The sequence below is a fragment of the Rathayibacter sp. AY1D1 genome, from assembly GCF_002932635.1.
Lineage (GTDB): Bacteria > Actinomycetota > Actinomycetes > Actinomycetales > Microbacteriaceae > Rathayibacter.
The window spans coordinates 72,908-92,055 of sequence record NZ_PSVY01000007.1; the positions used below are offsets into that span (position 1 = coordinate 72,908).

Sequence of the window (19,148 nt, forward strand, 5' to 3'; positions counted from 1 at the left end):
GACTCTCTCCTGACCCAGGACGCCCCGTCTGCTGCCTCCGACGTCCGCACCGAACCGCAGCCCATCCCTGACCGTCGACGGACACGACGAGCACCCCCTGCCCTCGTCCCCCGCCGACGCGGCCCGGCCCCGTCGTCCTGCCCCGTGAGGCGCGACCCGCCCCGCCACGGCTTCGACCACGCAGCGGGCCGTCGAGCAGCCCTCCAGGTGTGAGGAGCGGTCGCGCGCATCCGTCGAGGTCGAGAGGACGTTCCGCCCTCAAGGCGAACGCGGGAAACGCGTGTCAGCGTTTCCCGCTAGCCGGTCGCGATCCGCTCTCCGAATCGCGACAACGGGTGAAGCCGACCGCGGCGAGGAGAACGCAAGCGTTCTCCTCGCAATTCAGAACAGATCCGGCGACGGCGTCGACGCGTAGCGGATGGCGACGTCGGCGTGGCGGTCGAAGCGGTAGCCGACTCCGCGGACGGTGCGCACGATCTCCTCGTAGCGGCCGAGCTTGGCGCGGAGGCGGCGGACGTGGACGTCGATGGTGCGCTCGTTCGGCGCGTCGTCGTCCGCGGCGCCCCAGAGCGAGGCGATGAGCTCGGCGCGCTCGATGGTGCGGCCCTCGCGGAGCACGAGGTACTGGAGGAGCTCGAACTCCTTGTAGGTGAGGGGGGTGGTCTCCTCGTCGAGGATGACGCGCTTGCGGGAGATGTCGATGACGACGCCGCCGGGTGCACGGTCGGGGTCGGGCTCGGCGTCGGAGCGGCGCTTGGCGACGGCGGCCGGGTCCTGCAGCGCGAGGCGGACCACGTCCACGTCGCGGCCGCCGGCGCCCTGAGGGGCGAGGGCGACGGAGGCGTAGGTCTCGGCGTCGGGGGCGAGCTGCGCCGTGACGCGCTTGAGCTCCTCGACCAGGCGGCCGAGGTCGACTCCGGCGGCACGGGCCTTGGCCTCGTCGATGCCGACGTAGAGGGCGAAGCCGCGGGCCTCGGTGCCCTGGGGGACGGCGCGGAGGCGGGGTGCTGCGGGCGCGGCGTCGGCGACCGGCTGGAGGCGGGGCGCCTCGGTGGAGGTGGCGGCGGTGACGGTGCGGGTGTGGAGGAGGGTCATGACGAGTCCTTGGCTGGTCGGATCCGGGACGAGTGTCCGAGGGTGCGGATCCGGGTGTGCGCGATCGAGCCGGCCCGCGGTGCGCGGTGGCGGCAGAGACGGATGCGGGGCATCCAGGGGATCGTCCGCGCCTCGGACGCTCAGCCGATCGTGACGATCAGCGGGCGGAGGCGGTGCGGGGATCCGGCGAGGTCAGTTCCTCATGCACACATTCGACAGCACATGACGGGGCCACCGGCCATCATCATGCCGGCATTCCCGATGGCCTCGAGGGAGGTCAGGGCGTGCAGGGTGTCAGTCATGTCCGTCAGTAAAGCGGAGGCCGGTGCACGGCGTCAACACTTCCGTGGGGATGGACGGCGCGTCGGGGGTGGTTCCGGTGCTCGGGAGGAGGCGCGAGTCGTGACGGGGGATCGCGATGCGGCCGCTGCGCGGGCTGCTCGATCAGCAGGACGGGCGGTGCCGGACGGTCTCGCTGAGGGGGTGTCGAGACCCTCGCTGCGCCGGCCGACCGGCACGGCTCAGCGGGGCTCCCTGTTCCGGGGCGCGACGCGAGGCCCGCTCGTCCGGGGGCCGGCGGGCTCAGCCCGCGAGGCCGTAGAGGCGGTCGCCCGCGTCGCCGAGGCCGGGGACGATGTAGCCGAGCTCGTTGAGCTTCTCGTCGAGGGAGCCGAGGACGATGGTCACGTCGCGGTCGCCGAAGGCCTTCTCGACGGCGGCCAGGCCCTCGGGGGCGGCGAGCAGGCAGACGGCGGTGACGTCGACCGCTCCCCGGTCGAAGAGGAACTGGATGGCCGCGACGAGCGAGCCGCCGGTCGCGAGCATCGGGTCGAGGACGAAGCACTGGCGGTTCGACAGGTCGTCGGGCAGGCGCTCCGCGTACGTGGTCGGCTCGAGCGTCTCCTCGTTGCGCGCCATGCCCAGGAAGCCGACCTCGGCGGTCGGGATGAGCTTGACCATGCCCTCGAGCATCCCGAGGCCGGCCCGGAGGATCGGGACGACCAGCGGCTGCGGGTCGCTGAGCGCGAGGCCGGTGGTCTGCGTCACAGGGGTCTCGATGGTGACGGTGCGGGTGCGGACGCCGCGGGTGGCCTCGTAGGCGAGGAGCGTCATCAGCTCCTCGGCGAGCTGCCGGAAGGTGGGGGAGGGGGTGCGCTTGTCACGCAGCACGGTGAGCTTGTGGGTGATCAGCGGGTGGTCGGCTACGTGGACGCGCATAAGCTCAATCTACTGGCCGGAGCGGCGCCCCACCGGCCGCAGCGGGCCGCCGCAGGAGGGGGAGCGATGCGCGACAGCGATCTCCGCGTCCCCCGCCGCTCCGAGGAGTGGATGGGCCTGGCGCTCGGCGAGGCGCGGCGGGCCGCGGGTTGGGGCGACGTCCCCGTGGGCGCGGTGGTCCTCGACTCGGAGGGGGTCGTGCTCGGGCTCGGGCGCAACGAGCGCGAGCTGCGGCGGGATCCGACGGCGCACGCCGAGGTGGTCGCGATCCGCGCGGCGGCCGAGGCCCGCGGCGACTGGCATCTCGAGGGCTGCACGCTGGTGGTCACGCTCGAGCCGTGCGTGCTCTGCGCCGGAGCGATCCTGGCGGCGCGGATCGACCGCGTCGTCTTCGGTGCGTGGGACGAGAAGGCGGGCGCCTCCGGATCCGTGCACGACCTCCTCCGCGACCGCCGGCACAACCACGTGGTCGAGGTGTACCCCGGGGTCCGCGCCGCGGAGTGCTCGCGGCTCCTGCTCGACTTCTTCGCCGACCGCCGCTGACGCCGACCGCCGCTGACGCCGAGCGCCGCCGAACCCCTCAGCTCGGAGCGCCCAGCCACTCCGTCAGCGCGAGCCGCGTCGCCGCGTGCATCCGCTCGAAGCGCTCCGCCGCGACGTCGTCGGCGAGCACGGCGGCGTCGTAGCCCGCCGCTCCTGCCCACTCCCCGTCGCCCTCGAGCCACTGCGCGGCCATCGTGCCGGTCAGCTCGGGGTGGAACTGCACGCCGAGGAGCCAGTCCTCCACGGCGAACGCCTGCACCTCGCCCGCCGGCGACGACGCCAGCAGCGCTGCTCCGCTCGGCAGCGCGAAGGTGTCGCCGTGCCACTGCATCACGTCGACGCCGGCGAGGTGCCGGAGCGGGGAGCCGGCGCCCTCCTCCGTGAGCACGACCGGGCGGAAGCCGACCTCGCGGGCCGATCCGGGATGGACGGACTCGCCCAGGGCGGTCGCGATCAGCTGCGCTCCGAAGCAGACGCCGAGCGTGGGACGGCGGTGGTGCATCCGGTCCTGCAGGAGCGCGATCTCGGGGCTGATGAAGGGGTGCCGCGAGGTCTCGTAGACGCCGGCGCTGGAGCCGAGCGTGACGACGAGGTCGGGGGCGAGGATGTCGATCGCGTCGAGGTCCGTCCCTGCGACGGCGTCGACGGCGAACCCCCGCTCGGTCAGCATCGGCTCGAGCGCGCCGAGCCCGGCACCGCGCTCGTTGACGATCGCCAGGGCCCGGCGCATCTCAGGCGCTCCCGTGCGGCGCGGCCGGCGGGGAGGCGGCGGGCGGAGCGGAGGCGGCCGGAGCGGCCGCGGCGGCCGTCCCTTCCGCCTCCGTCACGGCCGGACGGGCCGCCGCCGATCCTGCGCGTCCACGGTCGACGTCGGGCTCGAGGTAGATCGTGGTGGCGGCGGGAACGGCCTCGCGGATCCGCCTCTCCGCCGCGTCGATCCCGGCGGCCACGTGCTCGAGGGTCTCGGCGGCCGGGAAGGCGAGCTTCGCGGCCACGAGGATCTCGTCCGGCCCGAGGTAGAGGGTGCGCATGTGGATGACGCGCTCGACGTCGCGCCCGGCCTCGAGCGCGGCGCGGATCGAGGCGGCGTCGGCGTGGGTCGCCCCCTCGCCGACCAGCAGGCTCTTCGTCTCGACGCCCAGCACGATCGCCACCACGATCAGCAGGGTGCCGATCATGATCGTTCCGATCGCGTCGTAGACCGAGTCGCCGGTGATCACGGTCAGCCCGACTCCGAGCAGCGCGAACGTCAGGCCAGTGAGCGCGGCGACGTCCTCGAGGAGCACGACCGGCAGCTCCGGCGCCTTCGCCCGGCGGATGAACTGGAACCAGGACTGCGAGCCGCGGACCCGGTTCGACTCCTTCACTCCGGTGCGCAGCGAGTAGCCCTCGAGGCAGATCGAGATCACGAGGACCAGGATCGGCAGCCAGGCGTTCTCGAGCTCGTGCGGCTCGGCGATCTTCTCGATGCCCTCGTAGAGCGAGAAGACGCCGCCGACGGAGAACAGGATGATCGACACCACGAAGGCGTAGACGTAGCGCTCGCGCCCGTAGCCGAACGGGTGCTCCTCGTCGGCGGCCTTCCGCGACTTGCGGCCGCCGAGCAGCAGGAGCAGCTGATTGCCGGAGTCGGCGAGCGAGTGCACGCCCTCGGCGAGCATGGAGGCGGATCCGGAGAAGAACCAGGCGACGAACTTCGTCAGGGCGATGCCGAGGTTGGCCGCGAGCGCCGCGATGATCGCGGTGCCGCCTCCGGATGCGCTCACGTGGTCTCCTCGGGCTCGCCGCTGGATGGTCGGGCCATCCTACGAGGCGCCGGACCGCACCCGGACCCCCTTGCCGCGGGCTCTTCGTAGGATGAGCGGCGTGACCGATGCGCCCGTCCTGCTCCCGTCCATCGCCGTCCTCGGCCTCGGCTCGATGGGGGGCGCGATCCTCCAGGGCCTGCTGGCTCCCGGCGTGCGCGTCGAGGGGGGCGTGCGGGTGACCAACCGCGACTCCGCGAAGGCCGCCGCGTGGGACGGCCACCCGGTGGTCACCGCCTTCGCCACCGCGGACGACTCGGAGGCCAACCGGCGTGCGGTCGAGGGCGCGGCGATCGTGCTCGTGGCCGTCAAGCCGCACATGGTGCCGGACCTGCTCGACGAGATCGCCGACGCGCTCGCCCCGGGCGCGGTCGTCGTCTCCGTCGCCGCCGGTGTGACCGCGGCCACGTTCGAGCGGCACCTGCCCGCGTCCGTCGCCGTGCTCCGCTCGATGCCGAACACTCCCGCGGTCGTGGGCCGCGCCGTCACCGGCCTCAGCGCGGGCACGCGGTCCGGCGACGAGGACCTGGCGCTCGTGCGCCGCCTGTTCGAGACGGTCGGCGAGGTGGTCGAGGTGCCGGAGTCGCAGCTCGACGCGCTCTCGACGATCTCCGGCTCGGGGCCCGCCTACGTGTTCCTGCTGATCGAGGAGCTCATCGCGGCCGCTGTCGCGAAGGGCTTCACTCCGGAGCAGGCGTCGACGATGGTGGTCGGCACGTTCCGCGGCGCCGCCGAGCTGCTCGCGGACTCCGGCGAGGAGCCCGCGGAGCTGCGCCGGCGGGTCACGAGCCCGAAGGGCACCACCGAGCGGGCCGTCGCGGTCCTGCAGGAGGCCGACCTCGCCGCCCTCTTCACGCGGGCGACCGACGCCGCGCTGGCCCGCGCCCGCGAGCTCGCCGCCTCCTGACTCCGCCCTCCTCTCCGCGAGACGCCGCCCGGGTACGCGACACCCCGGAGCGGGCGTACCGGAGCGGCATCCCGCAGAGGAGGAGGGAGGGGGCGCGGGTCAGGAGCCGAGGGCCGCGAAGCGCTCGATGTCGCTGGGGGTGCCGCTGACCACGATGAGGTCGTGGTTCGAGACGACGGTCTGCTCGGTCGCGTAGGTGAAGGGCTTGCCCGGGCTCTTGACGCCGACGACGGTCACGCGGTGCTTGCGGCGCACGCCCGACTCCGTGAGCGTCAGCCCCCGGATCGGCTTGGGCGGGTACATCTTCGCGAGCACGAAGTCGTCGTCGAACTCGATGAAGTCGAGCATGCGGCCCGAGACCAGGTGCGCGACGCGCTCGCCCGCCTCCGCCTCGGGGTAGATCACGTGGTTCGCGCCGATCCGCTCGAGGATCTTGCCGTGCGAGCGCGAGATCGCCTTCGCCCAGATCTGCGGGATCTTGAGGTCGACGAGGTTCGCGGTGATCAGCACGGACGCCTCGATGGAGGAGCCGACCGCGACGACGGCGACCTGGAAGTCCTGCGCGCCGATCTGCGCGAGGGCGTCGAGCGAGCGGGCGTCGGCCTGCACCGCGTGGGTGACCCGCTCCGACCACTTCTGCACGAGACCGGCGTCGGCGTCGATGGCGAGGACCTCGCGGTCGAGGCGGTCGAGCTGGCCGGCCGTGGCGGCTCCGAAGCGCCCGAGGCCGATCACCAGCACCGGGGCGTCGTACCTGATGCGGTCAACCAACGATGGGCCTCTCTTCCGGTCGTCTGAACAACTGCCTCCGCTGGCTCGCGGCGAGCGCGGCGGCGAGAGTCACGGTACCAACGCGGCCCATGAACATCGTCAGCGCCAGGATGTAGACCCCGGACGGCGGCAGCTCCGCGGTGAGCCCCGTCGAGAGCCCGGAGGTCGCGAAGGCCGAGATCACGTCGAAGAGCACGTGGTCGAGCGAGGCCTTGGTGATGTGCAGGATCAGGACGCTCGACACGGCGACCGTCGTCGCGCCCCACAGCACGACCGAGACGGCCAGGCGGAGGACGTCGTTCGGGATCCGGCGGCCGAACGCCTCCATGTCGTTGTTGCCGCGGGCCTCGGCGAAGGCGGCCAGGAACAGGATCGCGAGGGTCGTGACCTTGATCCCGCCGGCCGTGGAGGCCGATCCTCCGCCGATGAACATCAGCATGTCCGTCACGAGCAGGCTCGAGCCGTTGAGGTCGGGGACCGAGATCGTCGAGAAGCCGCCCGACCGCGTCATCGTCGAGAGGAAGAAGGACTGGAAGACGGTGTCTCCCGCATCGAGGCTGCCGAAGGTCCTCGGATTGTCGAACTCGAGCACGATGTAGAGGACGGCCCCGGCGACGAGCAGGATCACGGAGGTGACCAGCGTCAGCTTCACGTGCACCGACCACTTGCGCGGGCGCCGCCAGCCGCGGGAGAAGGCGTAGATGACGGGGAAGCCGATCGAGCCGAGGAAGACGCCGAGCATCAGGATGCCGAGGAACCAGTAGTCGTCCTCGAAGGGGGTGAGTCCCGCGGCGTTCGGGGCGAAGCCGGTGTTCGTGAACGCCATCGCGGAGTAGTAGAAGGAGTGCCAGACGGCTTCGCCGATCGGGATCCCGTCGATCAGCATCCGCGGGAACAGCAGGAGCGCGACGATGATCTCGATCGCGGCGGCGCTGATCGCGACGGTGGCGAGCAGCCCGCCGATCTCGCCCAGGCGCACGGCCTGGCCCTCGGCGACGGGGCCGGAGTGGATCCGCAGAGGGTTCGAGTCGCTGGCGACCATGAGCTTCGCCCGGAGCCCGAGGCGGCGCGAGATCGCCAGGCCCATGATCGAGGCGAGCGTCAGCACTCCCAGAGCGCCGATGTTCACGCCGACGAAGATGATCGAGTGGCCGAACGCCGACCAGTGCGTCGCCATGTCGACCGTCGCGAGGCCGGTCACGCAGATCACCGACATCGCGGTGAAGAAGGCGTCGTGCAGCGGAGTGACGGTGCCCGTGGTGCTCGACACCGGCAGCGAGAACAGCAGGGTGAAGACGAGCACGAGCGCCGAGAAGATGAGGATCGCGAAGCGGGACGGCGAGCGTCCGGCGAAGTCGTCGATGAGGTCGCGGGCCCGCTCGAACCCCGACCAGGGGGAGACGGGCGAGACGCCCACGGGGCTGCGGAACTGCTGCCGAACCACCACGGCGGATCCTCCACTCGATCGCGGCCATGCTACCCGCTCGGTGCCGGGCCCCCGGGGCGCTGACTAGCCTGGGCGCATGGCTGACATCTTCGGGGTGATCGCGGACGGGACCCGCCGGGACATCCTCGCCCTGCTGCTCGAGCAGCGGCGGGACGGCTCGGCCGAGGGCATGAGCGTGTCGCGGATCGTGGCGCGCCTCGAGCTGAGCCAGCCGACCGTCTCGAAGCACCTCAAGGTGCTGCGCGAGACCGGCCTCGTCACGGTGCGCGAGAGCGGACAGCACCGCTTCTACGCGCTCGAGTACGCGCCGCTGGCGGAGGTCGAGGACTGGCTGCTGCCCTTCCTCGCCGAGGACGAGGCGGCCGGCGCCCTGCTCGACGCTCCGACCGCGGCCCGGGCGGAGTCGCTGGGTCGGGCGCTCGCCGAGCGCACCCACCAGGTCAGCACCGTGGTGCAGGACATCCAGCGGGGCGTCAGCGAGGGAGCGACGAAGGTGGCGGAGGCGCTGCGCATCCGCAAGTGAGGGGCGCCGAGGAGCCGGAAACGGTGGAGCCCCGGGTCGTGTAAGCTCGCGGGAGCCAGTTTTTCGTAAGCGGCCGCCCGTCGGGCGGTCGACCCCCTGAACGTTGTGAGGTCTTCGTGGGTTCTGTCATCAAGAAGCGTCGCAAGCGTATGGCGAAGAAGAAGCACCGCAAGCTGCTTCGCAAGACTCGCCACCAGCGTCGCAACAAGAAGTAGGCTCGCGCCTCTTCCCACTCGAGCGTCCGCCCTTCCGGGGTCGGGCGCTCGTCTGCGTTCACGGATCATCCCGGCGGCGCTCGCCGTCTCGGCGCCCGTCGCCGGGGCCGCCGTACACTGACCGCATGGTGGACGTGGAGCTGACGCTCGTGGGCAAGCCGGGCTGTCATCTCTGCGACGACGCGCGGACCGTGGTCGAGCAGGTGGTCGCCGATCTGGGCGGCGAGGCGTCGGTCGCCGTCTCGGAGGTGTCGATCCTCGACGATCCCGAGCTGCACGAGCGCTTCGTCGAGGAGATCCCGGTGGTGCTGATCGACGGGCGCGTGCACACCTTCTGGCGGGTCGATCCCGCGCGGCTCCGGCGGGCCCTCCTCGATCGCGGGTGAGCTTCGACCGGGCCGTCCGGACGGAAGCACGACCGCGACGTCCCTCTGACGGGGGACGGGACGGCTCGCGAAAGCTCGCCTCTCGCCCTTACCCTCGTGAGGGGGGAGTGCGCTCCTCCGTGCGCGGACGCAGATCGTCGCCCGTGGAGGAAGGAACCGCCATGCCGTCATCCCGCCGACTCGCCCTGCCCGCCGCCGCTCTCGCGGCGCTCGTGCTCGGCCTGGCCCTCCCCGGAGCGGCCGTCGCGGCACCCTCCGCCTCGACGGTCTCGACCACGGTCGAGCAGCCGGCCGCGACGACCATCCCCGGCGTGCCGGAGGATCCCGAGCAGCCGGGCGACGGCGGCTCCGACCCCGTTCCCGGCGTCCCCGAGGAGCCGTCCGTTCCCGGAGTGCCCGAGGAGCCGGCAGAACCCGAGCAGCCCGCGCCCGTCGACCCCGCGCCCGTCGACCCCGCGCCCGTGGACCCCGCGCCGGTCGATCCGGCACCGGTCGACCCCGCGCCCCAGCAGCCGAGCCAGCCCTCCACCGGCGGCGGATCCACCGGCGGCGGCTCGACCGGCGGCGGCCAGCAGGGCGGCTCCGGCGGCGGTCAGCCCTCCACCGGCGGCGGATCGTCCTCCGGCGGCTCCGGCTCCGGCGGCGGCACCACCGGCGGAGCGACGTCCGGCGGCACCTCCGGCGGCGGCACCACAACCGGCACCACCACGTCCGGCAGCGCCGGCTCCTCCGGTGCGGGCGCCGTCACTCCGGCGGCGTCGGCCCCCGGACGCACCGAGCTCGGCACCTCGACCGAGGGCGCGAAGCCGGCGGCCGGTGCCGCGACCGCGGACGTCTTCCTCACCCGCGAGCTCGCCGTGCAGCCGGAGGCGCTCACCGTCGAGCTCGCCCGCTTCTACGGCGTCGGCTTCTCGTACACCGGCTTCGCCAGCGGCGAGGCCGTCTCCGCGGTCCTCCGCGACCCGAACGGCACCAAGACCCCGCTGACCCTCGAGGCGGGCAGCGGCACCGCGACCGTGCCGACCGCGCTGATCACCAAGTCGGGCGCCTTCACGGTCGACCTCACGGGCGACCAGGGCTCCGCCGCCAAGGTCGTCTTCCGGCTCGCGCCCTCCACCGGCAACGGCCTCCTGCTCGAGCCGCGCGAGCTCGGCGACGGCAGCACCGAGGCGCCCCGCGGCGCCGTCTGGGGCTTCGACGCCGACGAGGAGGTCGCCGTGGGCGCCTTCGAGACCTCCGGGTCCCGCGCCGACCTGGCCGCCGGCGACGTCGCCGTGCAGTCCGACTCCATCGGCTGGGCCGAGCTGGCGCTGGGCGACGCGGTCATCGCCGACCCCGACCCCTCCGTCTACTGCGTCGTCGCCTTCGGCCGCGAGTCGCACCGCACGGCAGCTGTGACCGTCTCCTACCGTGACAGCGACACCACGGCCGCACCGTGGGAGGCGCAGCAGGTCTGCGGCACCGCGATCAGCGCCGCGCGCACCGCCTTCCTCAGCACGGCCGCCTCGGCGGGACCGGCCGGCATCACGCCGACCACCGCGCTGATGATCGGCGGCGGCGCGGTCGCCGCGTCGCTCGTCGCCTGCGCGGCCGTCCTGGTCGTGATGCGCCGCCGGCGCATGAACACGGACCTCTTCATCGGCGGACCGCTGCCGCGCACGCAGAGCGACTGACGCGTCCGGAGGACGAGGGAAGGCCCGCGGGACGCGATCCCGCGGGCCTTCCCTCGTCCTCTCCCGGCGCTCAGCCGGCCGCGGTGAAGCGGAGGAGGATCGTCCGCGCCTCCGGCCGCAGCTGGAAGTCGGGCCACACGTCCGGACCGCACGCGCGGGAGCCCAGGCCGTGCTGGGCGGCGTCGATCACGAGGACCGCGCGCTCCGACTCCGGCAGCTCGTGCGGGTGCGCGGCTGCCGTGATCTCCTGCGGCGTGTGCCGCGCCAGGGTGAAGCCGGGGAGGCGCCCGTGCAGGTCGCGCGCGGCTTCGATGCGGAGCCGGGGCGAGCCCGCCTCCGTCAGCGTCAGCTCGCGCACGCTGCTGCGGTGACCGCTCTCCTGCGGGCGGGCGTACGGAGTCGTCAGCCGGTCCATGTCCGCCGTGAAGCGCCCCACCCGCGCGGCCCGGAGGCTGTCGGGGTAGGACTCGAGCGGGCCGGTGCCGAACCACTCCGCGCCGTCGATCGACGCGGGCATGTCGATCCGGATGCCCAGCCGCGGCCAGACGGAGTCCCAGCCCCGGGTCGGCACGAGGTCGACGCGGAGGACCGTGCTCTCCCCGTCGACGCTCCAGCGCTCCTCCATCAGGAGTCCCGCATCGAGGTCCGCGGCCGAGAAGCGGGTCACGCGGCGGAGCCCGGCGGAGGCGTCCACCTCCTGCACGCGGCCGACCAGGCGGTCGAGTCCGGCCTCGCGCCAGCGGGCGGCGGAGGAGGGGGCCGGCATCCCGCGGCCGTCGCCGTCGTACGGGTCGCCGGTGACGTAGCCGGGGAAGCCCGCGCCCTCGTCGTTGTCGGTCGGGGCGCGCCAGAGCTCGGCGCGCGGTCCGTCGACGGGCAGGCCGGCGAGGGAGGCGAGCCGGCCGTCGCGGAACCGCGCGACTCCGAGCGCGCCGCCCTCGAGGGGCGGAGCGGCGCGGACGGCGCGGGTCCACGCGGGCACCGCCGACGGCGCGGCGAGGAGGTGCTGACCGGTGGAGAGCACGTGGCCCTCCTCCGCCCAGGCGGTCGGGGCGTCGAGGACCGCGTCGACGGTGAGCCAGGTCTCGCCGCCGGGGCGCACGTCGAGCGGGGGGAGCTCCACGTGCACGGCGTCGCCGGCTGCGATGACCGGGGCGTCGAGCACTCCCTCCGCGGTGACCCGCCCGTCCCGCTCGACCCGCCACGCGAAGCGCAGATCGGCGGTGGAGGCGTCGTGCCGGCGGTTCTCGATGACGACGCCGTCGCCGCGGACCGTGAGGCGCACCGGGGCGACGATCTGCTTCCACTCGAAGAGGCCCGGGCTGGGCGTGCCGTCGGAGAGCACCATGCCGTCCATCACGAAGTTGCCGTCGTGCACCACCTCGCCGAAGTCGCCGCCGTACGCGTAGTACTCGACGCCCTCCGGCGTGCGCGCCCGCAGGCCGTGGTCGCGCCACTCCCAGACGAAGCCGCCGTGCAGCCGCGGGAAGCGGTCGACGAGGTCCTCGTACTGGTCGATCGCTCCCGGGCCGTTGCCCATCGCGTGCACGTACTCGCAGAGCAGGAAGGGCTTGGAGCGCTGCCGAGCGGACTCGCCGGGGGAGCAGCCGAGCAGCGGAGTGAGCGAGCCGTCGGTGCCGATCCGCTCGGTCTCGGGGATCGAGGAGTACATCCGCGAGTACACGTCGGTGTACGCGCCGGTGTAGTCGCCCTCGTAGTGGACGGGGCGCTCGGGGTCGCGGCCGTGCACCCAGGCGGACATCGCGGCGAGGTTCGCGCCGGTGCCCGCCTCGTTGCCGAGGGACCAGAGCACGATGCTCGGGTGGTTCTTGTCGCGCTCGACGGTCCGCTCGATGCGGTCGAGGTAGGCCTCGCGCCAGGCGGGGTCGTCGCTGGGGTTGCCCGCCCAGCCGACCCGCTCGAAGCCGTGGGTCTCGAGATCGCACTCGAGGACCACCCAGAAGCCGAGCTCGTCGGCGAGATCGAGCAGACGGGGATGCGGCGGGTAGTGGCTGGTGCGGATGGCGTTCACGTTGAAGCGCTTCATCATCGCGAGGTCCTCGCGGGCGGAGTCCTCGTCGAACGCTCGACCGCGGTCGGGGTGCGTCTCGTGGCGGTTGACTCCGTGGAAGACGACGCGCTCGCCGTTGACCAGGAAGCGGTCGCCGCGGATCTCGACCGTGCGGAAGCCGAGCCGCAGCGAGACCGTCTCGCCGGCGGAGGCGAGCGTCGCGTCGTAGAGGCGCGGAGCCTCCGCCGACCACGGCTCGACCTCGGGGACCTCGATCGCGGCGATCTCCTCCGCCGAGGCCCAGACCGTCTCGATCCCGAGCCCGGGCACGCGCAGCGTCAGCGGGAACGCGTCGGCCGCGGCGGTCACCTCCGCCTCGATGCGGCCCGCGCCGCCGGCGAAGGAGGAGCGCAGCCACACGTCCTCGATCCCGCCGACGGGGCGCGCGAGCAGGTGCACCGAGCGGAAGATCCCCGGCAGCCACCACTGGTCCTGGTCCTCCACGTAGCTCGAGGCCGACCACTGGTGCACGCGGACCACGACGAGGTTCTCGCCCGGGCGGACGACGCCGGTGACGTCGAACTCCTGCGCGAGCCGGCTGCCGGAGCCGATCCCGATCTCGACGCCGTTGACCCAGACGCGGTAGCGGGACTCGACCCCGTCGAAGCGCAGGACGACCGCCTCGGCGGAGTCCCACTCCTCCGGGACCACGACAGTGCGGCGGTAGTCGCCCGTCGGGTTCGCGTCCGGCACGAACGGCGGCTCGGTCGGGAACGGGAACTGCACGTTCGTGTAGACCGGCAGTCCGTAGCGCCCGTCGCCCTGCAGCACCCAGTGCGAGGGCACCGGCATCAGGTCCCAGCCGGAGTCGTCGAACGACTCGTCCCCGACGGCGTCCACGCCCTCGCCCTCCGGCAGCACGCCGGCGCCGCCCGGGGTCCCCGGAGCGGCGGGGAGCAGGCGGAAGCGCCACTCCCCGTCCAGCGGGAGCGCCGGGGCGTCGGTGTGCAGCCACGAGCGGGGGGCCCGGCGGCGGCCGGAGCCCGGTCCGGTGTCCGTCAGGTAGTGGGAGGTCGTCGGGGGAGTCGTCACTTCACGGAGCCTTCCGTCAGGCCGCCGCGCCAGAAGCGCTGCAGCACGATCATGGCGATGGCGAGCGGGATGATCGACAGCAGGACGCCGCCGGTCGTCAGCTCGTAGAACTCGGGCAGGCGGTCGACCTGTCCGAGCCAGTTGTTCAGTCCCAGTGTGATCGGGAACAGGTTCGTGTCCGAGAGCATCACCAGGGGCAGGAAGTAGTTGTTCCAGATCCCGACCAGCTGGAAGAGGAACACGGTGACCAGCGCGGGAGTCAGGATGCGCAGCCCGAGCGTGTGGAAGATCCGCAGCTCCCCGGCGCCGTCGATGCGCGCCGCCTCGATGATCGCGGTGTCCACGGTCGCCTGAGCGTAGATCCGGCAGAGGAACAGCCCGAACGGCGAGACGAGCGAGGGGATCAGCACGCTCCAGTAGGTGTTCGCGATGCCCATCTGGCTGAAGAGCAGGAACAGCGGCAGAGCGGTCGCGGTGCCCGGCACCAGGACGCCCGCGAGGATCGTCCCGAACACGAGCCTGCTGCCGCGGAACTTGTACTTGGCCAGCGCGTAGCCGCCCGCCGCGGCGAGGTAGGTCGCGAGCAGGGCGCCCACTCCGGCGTAGAGGACGGAGTTGAGGAACCAGCGGACGAAGATGCCGTCGCCGTAGGTCAGCACCTGCGTCAGGTTGTCCCAGAGCGCGAACGTCGGGGCGAACCAGAAGCCGTAGGTGGCGAAGAGGTCCTCGGTCGTCTTGGTCGCCGCGACGACGACCCAGTAGACGGGGATGAGGAAGTAGACCGCCACGACGACGAGGATCGCGGTGACGATGATGGTCGAGGCGCGGTTGCGGCCGGCCGAGCGGTCGGGCCCGCGTCCGGCCTTCACGGGGCGGTCGGCGGTGACGACTCCGGTGGTCGTGGTCGGCGGGGTCTCGGTGCGGCTCATGACGACCTCCTGTTCGAGATCGAGAGGAACGTGAAGGAGAGCAGGAACGCGACCAGCGCGATCAGGACGGCCTGGGCGGCGGCGACGTTGTAGTCGTTGTAGGCGAAGGCCGTGGTGTACGCGCTGAGGTTCGGCGTGTACTGGCTGTCGATCGCCGGAGCGACCGTCTTCAGCACCTGCGCCTCGGCGAACAGCTGGAGCGTTCCGATGATCGAGAAGATCGTCGTCAGCACCAGCGCGGGGCGGATGAGCGGCAGCTGGATGCTGCGGGCGACGCGCCAGGTGGAGGCGCCGTCGACCTTCGCCGCCTCGTAGAGCTCGACCGGGATCGCCTTGAGCTGGGCGACGATGATCAGCATGTTGTAGCCGGTGTAGCTCCAGAGCGAGATGTTCGCGATCGACCAGAGCACCGTGTCCGCACCGAGGAAGTCGGGCTGGAGCCCGACCACGTTCGCCGCGTCGATGAGCGGGCTGAGGCCGGGCACGTAGAGGAACGACCACAGGATCGTCGCGATCACTCCGGGCACTCCGTAGGGGAGGAAGTAGGCCGCCCGGAAGAAGCCGGGGAACTTCGCCGACGCCGACTCGAGCATCAGCGCGAGGACGGTGCAGAGCGCGATCATCACCGGCACCTGGACGATGCCGAAGAGGAACATCCGCCCGATGGAGGCGATGAAGTTGCCGTCGGCGAGGGCCTGCGCGTAGTTGTCGAAGCCCGCGAACCCGCTGGTGACCCCGGCCTCGCCGAAGAGGCCGGAGCGCGTCACCTTCGTGAAGCTGGAGCCGACGGCGACGACGATCGGGACGATGAACGTGAGGACGAACAGGGCCAGGAAGGGTCCGAGGAGGATCCATGGTGCGCGGGCGACCGCGCGGCTGCGCCGGGGCGCGCCCGGCGTCCGCGTGGTGGCCGCGACCGCGGCGTCGGCGGGGGAGGTCGTGGTGGTCATGCGGAGGCCCTCCTGATGCTCAGGCCCTTGTTCTCGAAGACCGTGATGATCTGCTGCTCCGCCTCGGCGACCGCGTCCACGAGCGAGAGCCCCGACGCCTTCTTCCGGAAGCCGTCGCTGAGGATGTTGAAGGACTGCTGCGTGACGGGCCACCAGGACCAGTCCGGGTTCTGCTCCTTCGATGCGGGCACGAGGACGTCCTCGTTGTAGTTCTGCCCGCTGAAGAAGTCGCTCGGACCCTTGCGGGCCGTGCCGATCTCGCCGACCGCGGGAGACCAGCCGATGCCGCTGTTGGCGATCATCGCGTCGATGCCCTCCTGCGTGGTGGTCATCCAGACGGCGAACTCGATCGCCTCCTCCGGGTGCTTGCTGCTCGAGAACACCGCCGCGGTCGATCCGCCGAGGAAGCTCGAGCCGAAGCCGGTGTCGCCCCAGACCGGCATGGGAGCAGCGCGCCACTTGCCCGCGCCTCCGCTGACCCCCTCGATCAGGGCGTCGCCCCAGCTGCCGGTGGCGCAGGAGGCGATGCCGCCCTTCGCCGCGGCAGCGAACCACGCGGGGGAGTAGGCGCCGTAGCCGGTCTGCACCAGGTCCTGGTCGATGGCCGTGTCGAAGAAGGAGGCGACGCGCGTCGTGGCGTCGTCGGTCATGTCGATGACCCAGCCGTCCTCCTCCGGGCGCAGCCACTGCGCGCCGGCCTGCGTCGCGAACGCGGCGAAGACCGAGGCGTCGGCAAGCGGGAAGCAGTCGATGTAGGAGCCGGCTCCGCGCAGCTCCGTCGCCACCGCAGCCCAGTCGTCCCAGGTCGTCGGCGGCTCCGCACCCACCTTCCCGAACACCTCGGGCTGGTAGAAGAGCGCCATCGGGCCGCTGTCCTGCGGGATGCCGTAGACGCCGCCGGTGTAGCTGACCTGGCCCCAGAGGGTGGGGTCGTACAGGTCGCGGTACTGCTCGACGCCGTACCGGGTGAGGTCGACCAGGCCGTTGACGAGCATGAACTCGGGGACGGAGCGGATCTCGACCTGGCCGAGGTCCGGCCCGCCGCCCGCGGCGAGGGCCGAGTAGAGCTTCTGGTAGCCGCCCGCGTTGCCGCCGGGGATCCAGACGGCCTCGACCTGGATCTCGGGGTGCGAGGCGTTCCAGACGTCGCAGACCTTCTGCAGGTCCTTCAGCCAGCCCCAGTACTGCAGGCGGACCGGGCCGGTGGCCGGGGCGATCGTCGGCGCCGTGTTGACCGAGACGGTGCCCGGTGTCGCGCAGGCCGTCAGGCTCCCGAGTGCCGCGGTGCCGAGACCGGCGGCGATGAGCTGTCTCCGGGTGAACGGATGCATCTTCCCTCACTTCGTCGTGGTGGAGAGCCGGGGAGTCTCACCCGGCGATGATCGGGACGCTACCACGAATTCGAGTAGGTACTCGAAATTGGCGGCACTGCTCCTCCGCCGCCGCTACGCTGGCCGTTCGAGGGGCACGGCGAGGCGCCTCCAGTGCTGAGGAGGGGTCGATGGCGGAGGCGACGAGGCGACGCGGCCCGTACGCGAAGTCGGCCGAGCGCCGCCGCGCCATCATCGAGGCCGCCCACCAGGTCTTCGCCGCGCGGGGCTACGCCCGCGGCTCCCTCCAGGAGGTCGCCGACCGCGTCGGGCTCAGCCAGACGAGCCTCCTGCACTACTTCCCGTCGAAGACCGACCTGCTCTTCGCGGTCCTCGAGCACCGCGACCTGATCACGGGCGACGGTTCCTCGCCGCCGGACCCGGAGGAGGGGCTGGTCGCCGGCATCCTGCGGCAGACCCGCTACAACGAGACGGCGCCCGGAGTGATCGAGCTGTACGCCGTGCTCTGCGGCGAGTCGACGACGCAGGAGCACCCGGGGCGCGACTTCTTCGCCGCGCGGTTCCGCCGCCTCCGCAGCGAGTACGCGGCCGAGCTGCGCGAGCTCCAGGCCGCCGGGCGCCTGCGCGAGGGGTCCGATCCGGAGCGGGTGGCGGCGTCGATCATCGCGCTCTGGGACGGCGTGCAGCTGCAGTGGCTGCTCGAGCGCGACGCGGTGGACATGGTGGCGTGCCTGGCCGACTACCTCGACCTCGTGGTGCTGCCGGCTCCCTAGCCGCTGGCGCGAGGGAACCCCGGCCCGTCGAGGGGACCCGCCGTCCGCGGCGGTCTCGATGGTCCGGGGTTCCCGCGACCGTGGTGCGCGCCTAGGGCAGCAGGCGGGTCGGGCCGCGGAACAGGTAGGTGACCTCGCGGAGGTTCGCCTGGTTCAGCATCAGCATGATCACGCGCGAGAGGCCCATGCCGAAGCCGCCGTGCGGCGGGACGCCGTAGCGGAAGAAGTCGAGGTAGAACTCGAGCTCCTCCGGGTCGAGGCCCTTCTCGCGGGCCTGCTCGACGAGGACGTCGACGCGGTGCTCGCGCTGCGCTCCGGTCGAGATCTCGACGCCGTTGTAGATGAGGTCGTAGCTGTTGGTGATCGTCCCGTCGCCCTCGCGGCGCATGTGGTAGAAGGGCCGGATGCTCGACGCGTAGTCGGTGAGGAACACGAAGTCGTGCCCGAACTCCTCCTGCATGTAGGCCGCGATGCGGCGCTCGCCCTCGGGGTCCATGTCGTCGTCGGCGCGGGGCACCTCGTAGCCGCGCTCGGCGACGATGCGCTTGGCCTCGGCGAGCGGGATGCGCGGGAACGGCGTGGTCGGGACGGTCAGGTCGATGTCGAAGAGCGCCTTGACCTCGGCGCCGTGCTTCTCGACGACGGCGGTGAGGCCGGCGACCATCAGCTGCTCGTGCAGCTCCATGACGTCCTCGTGCGAGTCGATCCAGGAGACCTCGGCGTCGACGCTCGTGAACTCGGTCGCGTGACGCGAGGTGAAGCTGGGGTCGGCGCGGAAGGCGGGGCCGACCTCGAAGACCTTGCCGAAGCCGGCGGGCTGCGCCATCTGCTTGAAGAACTGGGGGCTCTGCGCCAGGTAGGCCTTCGTCTCGAAGTACTCGACCTCGAAGAGCTCGGCCCGCGACTCCGAGGCGCTCGCCATGAGCTTCGGGGTGTGGATCTCGATGAAGTCGTGCTCGATCCAGTACGTGCGCAGCGCGTGCTCGAACGTGGTCTGCACGCGGGCGATGAGGTTCTGCTCGGGACGGCGCAGGTCGAGGAAGCGCCAGTCCATGCGCTTGTCGATGCCGGAGTCGGGCGCGATCGGCGCCTCCGGGATCGACGCGGCGACGACCTCGAGCGTCTCGAGCTTGACCTCGATGCCGCCGAGCTTCACGCGCTCGTCGTGCTTGAGCGCGCCGGTGACGGTGATGAAGGAGCCCTGGGCGAGGCCGGAGATCTCCTCGGTGATCGCGAGGCGCGCAGCCGACGCGTCGTCGCCCTCGATGGCCTCGCGCACGGCCGGGTTCACCAGCTGCACGGCACCGGACTCGTCGCGCAGGACGACGAACTGCACCTTCTTCTGGTCGCGCACGGTCTCGACCCAGCCGGACACGCGGACGGGTCCGTCCTCGAGCGCGGCGAGCTTCTTGACAGTGGTTCGGGGGAGGCGGGTCTCGTCGGTCACGGTAGGGGAGTCTACTCGGGGGCCGCCGGGCG

Annotated in this window: 18 protein-coding genes; 7 read left to right on the forward strand and 11 right to left on the reverse strand. The window is 72.2% G+C overall.

Annotated features, from left to right (window positions below; genetic code table 11):
* Nucleotides 1-381 precede the first annotated feature (381 nt).
* Together C5C56_RS07155 and upp are read right to left on the reverse strand one after the other, a co-directional pair.
* On the reverse strand, nucleotides 382-1,095 hold the full coding sequence (locus C5C56_RS07155; protein WP_104224849.1) for a winged helix-turn-helix domain-containing protein: 714 nt from the start codon (nucleotides 1,093-1,095) through the stop codon (nucleotides 382-384).
* 582 nt (nucleotides 1,096-1,677) lie between these two features.
* On the reverse strand, nucleotides 1,678-2,313 hold the full coding sequence (upp, locus tag C5C56_RS07160) for a uracil phosphoribosyltransferase (protein ID WP_104224850.1): 636 nt from the start codon (nucleotides 2,311-2,313) through the stop codon (nucleotides 1,678-1,680).
* 66 nt (nucleotides 2,314-2,379) lie between these two features.
* Between upp and C5C56_RS07165 the strand changes: the two genes are divergently transcribed.
* Nucleotides 2,380-2,856 (forward strand): nucleoside deaminase, encoded by a 477-nt coding sequence (locus tag C5C56_RS07165; protein ID WP_258065609.1) that lies wholly within the window; start codon nucleotides 2,380-2,382, stop codon nucleotides 2,854-2,856.
* A 37-nt stretch (nucleotides 2,857-2,893) separates the two neighbouring features.
* Here the strand turns inward: C5C56_RS07165 and C5C56_RS07170 are convergent, their stop codons facing one another.
* The gene (locus tag C5C56_RS07170; RefSeq protein ID WP_104261460.1) at nucleotides 2,894-3,586 is read right to left on the reverse strand and encodes a gamma-glutamyl-gamma-aminobutyrate hydrolase family protein; all 693 of its coding nucleotides are present in this window, start codon (nucleotides 3,584-3,586) and stop codon (nucleotides 2,894-2,896) included.
* 1 nt (nucleotide 3,587) lies between these two features.
* On the reverse strand, nucleotides 3,588-4,622 hold the full coding sequence (locus C5C56_RS07175; protein ID WP_104261459.1) for a cation diffusion facilitator family transporter: 1,035 nt from the start codon (nucleotides 4,620-4,622) through the stop codon (nucleotides 3,588-3,590).
* Nucleotides 4,623-4,713: 91 nt separating this feature from the next.
* On the opposite strand from C5C56_RS07175, the gene proC reads away from it, so the two are divergent.
* On the forward strand, nucleotides 4,714-5,568 hold the full coding sequence (gene proC, locus C5C56_RS07180) for a pyrroline-5-carboxylate reductase (RefSeq protein ID WP_104247923.1): 855 nt from the start codon (nucleotides 4,714-4,716) through the stop codon (nucleotides 5,566-5,568).
* A 99-nt stretch (nucleotides 5,569-5,667) separates the two neighbouring features.
* Here proC and C5C56_RS07185 read toward each other — a convergent pair whose 3' ends face one another.
* Nucleotides 5,668-6,339 (reverse strand): TrkA family potassium uptake protein, encoded by a 672-nt coding sequence (locus C5C56_RS07185; protein WP_068255410.1) that lies wholly within the window; start codon nucleotides 6,337-6,339, stop codon nucleotides 5,668-5,670.
* Nucleotides 6,332-7,702: a TrkH family potassium uptake protein gene (locus C5C56_RS07190; RefSeq protein ID WP_244229642.1), complete on the reverse strand. Its 1,371-nt coding sequence runs from the start codon at nucleotides 7,700-7,702 to the stop codon at nucleotides 6,332-6,334. Before C5C56_RS07190 ends, C5C56_RS07185 begins: the two co-directional genes overlap by 8 nt.
* Before the next feature lie 160 nt (nucleotides 7,703-7,862).
* On the opposite strand from C5C56_RS07190, the gene C5C56_RS07195 reads away from it, so the two are divergent.
* The 4 genes from C5C56_RS07195 to C5C56_RS17780 all read left to right on the forward strand — a co-directional run bounded on the left by C5C56_RS07195 (nucleotide 7,863) and on the right by C5C56_RS17780 (nucleotide 10,583).
* Nucleotides 7,863-8,309 carry a helix-turn-helix transcriptional regulator gene (locus C5C56_RS07195; protein WP_104224854.1) on the forward strand — a complete coding sequence of 149 codons (447 nt, stop codon included), beginning with the start codon at nucleotides 7,863-7,865 and terminating at the stop codon, nucleotides 8,307-8,309.
* A 116-nt stretch (nucleotides 8,310-8,425) separates the two neighbouring features.
* Nucleotides 8,426-8,524, forward strand: a complete 99-nt coding sequence (locus C5C56_RS07200) for a 30S ribosomal protein bS22 (protein ID WP_003792170.1) — start codon at nucleotides 8,426-8,428, stop codon at nucleotides 8,522-8,524.
* 125 nt (nucleotides 8,525-8,649) lie between these two features.
* Nucleotides 8,650-8,910, forward strand: coding sequence for a glutaredoxin family protein (locus C5C56_RS07205; protein WP_104224855.1), 261 nt, complete (start codon nucleotides 8,650-8,652; stop codon nucleotides 8,908-8,910).
* Nucleotides 8,911-9,071: 161 nt separating this feature from the next.
* Nucleotides 9,072-10,583 carry a hypothetical protein gene (locus C5C56_RS17780; RefSeq protein WP_181127442.1) on the forward strand — a complete coding sequence of 504 codons (1,512 nt, stop codon included), beginning with the start codon at nucleotides 9,072-9,074 and terminating at the stop codon, nucleotides 10,581-10,583.
* Between the two features lie 70 nt (nucleotides 10,584-10,653).
* On the opposite strand, the gene C5C56_RS07225 is transcribed toward C5C56_RS17780, so the two are convergent.
* Genes C5C56_RS07225 through C5C56_RS07240 form a run of 4 tightly spaced genes read right to left on the reverse strand, consistent with a single transcriptional unit; the run spans nucleotide 10,654 to nucleotide 16,896 of the window.
* Nucleotides 10,654-13,686, reverse strand: a complete 3,033-nt coding sequence (locus C5C56_RS07225; protein ID WP_219813877.1) for a glycoside hydrolase family 2 TIM barrel-domain containing protein — start codon at nucleotides 13,684-13,686, stop codon at nucleotides 10,654-10,656.
* Nucleotides 13,683-14,615 carry a carbohydrate ABC transporter permease gene (locus C5C56_RS07230; protein ID WP_104319305.1) on the reverse strand — a complete coding sequence of 311 codons (933 nt, stop codon included), beginning with the start codon at nucleotides 14,613-14,615 and terminating at the stop codon, nucleotides 13,683-13,685. The genes C5C56_RS07225 and C5C56_RS07230 overlap by 4 nt, the downstream gene beginning before the upstream one ends.
* Nucleotides 14,612-15,565: a carbohydrate ABC transporter permease gene (locus C5C56_RS07235; RefSeq protein ID WP_104224858.1), complete on the reverse strand. Its 954-nt coding sequence runs from the start codon at nucleotides 15,563-15,565 to the stop codon at nucleotides 14,612-14,614. Before C5C56_RS07235 ends, C5C56_RS07230 begins: the two co-directional genes overlap by 4 nt.
* Nucleotides 15,562-16,896, reverse strand: coding sequence for an ABC transporter substrate-binding protein (locus C5C56_RS07240; RefSeq protein WP_104224859.1), 1,335 nt, complete (start codon nucleotides 16,894-16,896; stop codon nucleotides 15,562-15,564). Before C5C56_RS07240 ends, C5C56_RS07235 begins: the two co-directional genes overlap by 4 nt.
* Before the next feature lie 170 nt (nucleotides 16,897-17,066).
* Between C5C56_RS07240 and C5C56_RS07245 the strand changes: the two genes are divergently transcribed.
* The gene (locus C5C56_RS07245) at nucleotides 17,067-17,669 is read left to right on the forward strand and encodes a TetR/AcrR family transcriptional regulator (protein WP_258059745.1); all 603 of its coding nucleotides are present in this window, start codon (nucleotides 17,067-17,069) and stop codon (nucleotides 17,667-17,669) included.
* A gap of 91 nt (nucleotides 17,670-17,760) precedes the next feature.
* Here C5C56_RS07245 and aspS read toward each other — a convergent pair whose 3' ends face one another.
* Nucleotides 17,761-19,116: an aspartate--tRNA(Asn) ligase gene (gene aspS, locus C5C56_RS07250; protein ID WP_258065615.1), complete on the reverse strand. Its 1,356-nt coding sequence runs from the start codon at nucleotides 19,114-19,116 to the stop codon at nucleotides 17,761-17,763.
* Nucleotides 19,117-19,148 lie beyond the last annotated feature (32 nt).

Excerpts from the sequence above, each read along its gene's own strand:
- C5C56_RS07155 (WP_104224849.1), bottom strand. The coding sequence starts at position 1,095 with ATGACCCTCCTCCACACCCGCACCGTCACCGCCGCCACCTCCACCGAG.
- upp (WP_104224850.1), bottom strand. The coding sequence starts at position 2,313 with ATGCGCGTCCACGTAGCCGACCACCCGCTGATCACCCACAAGCTCACC.
- C5C56_RS07165 (WP_258065609.1), top strand. The coding sequence starts at position 2,380 with ATGCGCGACAGCGATCTCCGCGTCCCCCGCCGCTCCGAGGAGTGGATG.
- C5C56_RS07170 (WP_104261460.1), bottom strand. The coding sequence starts at position 3,586 with ATGCGCCGGGCCCTGGCGATCGTCAACGAGCGCGGTGCCGGGCTCGGC.
- proC (WP_104247923.1), top strand. The coding sequence starts at position 4,714 with ATGAGCGGCGTGACCGATGCGCCCGTCCTGCTCCCGTCCATCGCCGTC.
- C5C56_RS07195 (WP_104224854.1), top strand. The coding sequence starts at position 7,863 with ATGGCTGACATCTTCGGGGTGATCGCGGACGGGACCCGCCGGGACATC.
- C5C56_RS07205 (WP_104224855.1), top strand. The coding sequence starts at position 8,650 with ATGGTGGACGTGGAGCTGACGCTCGTGGGCAAGCCGGGCTGTCATCTC.
- C5C56_RS17780 (WP_181127442.1), top strand. The coding sequence starts at position 9,072 with ATGCCGTCATCCCGCCGACTCGCCCTGCCCGCCGCCGCTCTCGCGGCG.
- C5C56_RS07230 (WP_104319305.1), bottom strand. The coding sequence starts at position 14,615 with ATGAGCCGCACCGAGACCCCGCCGACCACGACCACCGGAGTCGTCACC.
- C5C56_RS07235 (WP_104224858.1), bottom strand. The coding sequence starts at position 15,565 with ATGACCACCACGACCTCCCCCGCCGACGCCGCGGTCGCGGCCACCACG.
- C5C56_RS07240 (WP_104224859.1), bottom strand. The coding sequence starts at position 16,896 with ATGCATCCGTTCACCCGGAGACAGCTCATCGCCGCCGGTCTCGGCACC.
- C5C56_RS07245 (WP_258059745.1), top strand. The coding sequence starts at position 17,067 with ATGGCGGAGGCGACGAGGCGACGCGGCCCGTACGCGAAGTCGGCCGAG.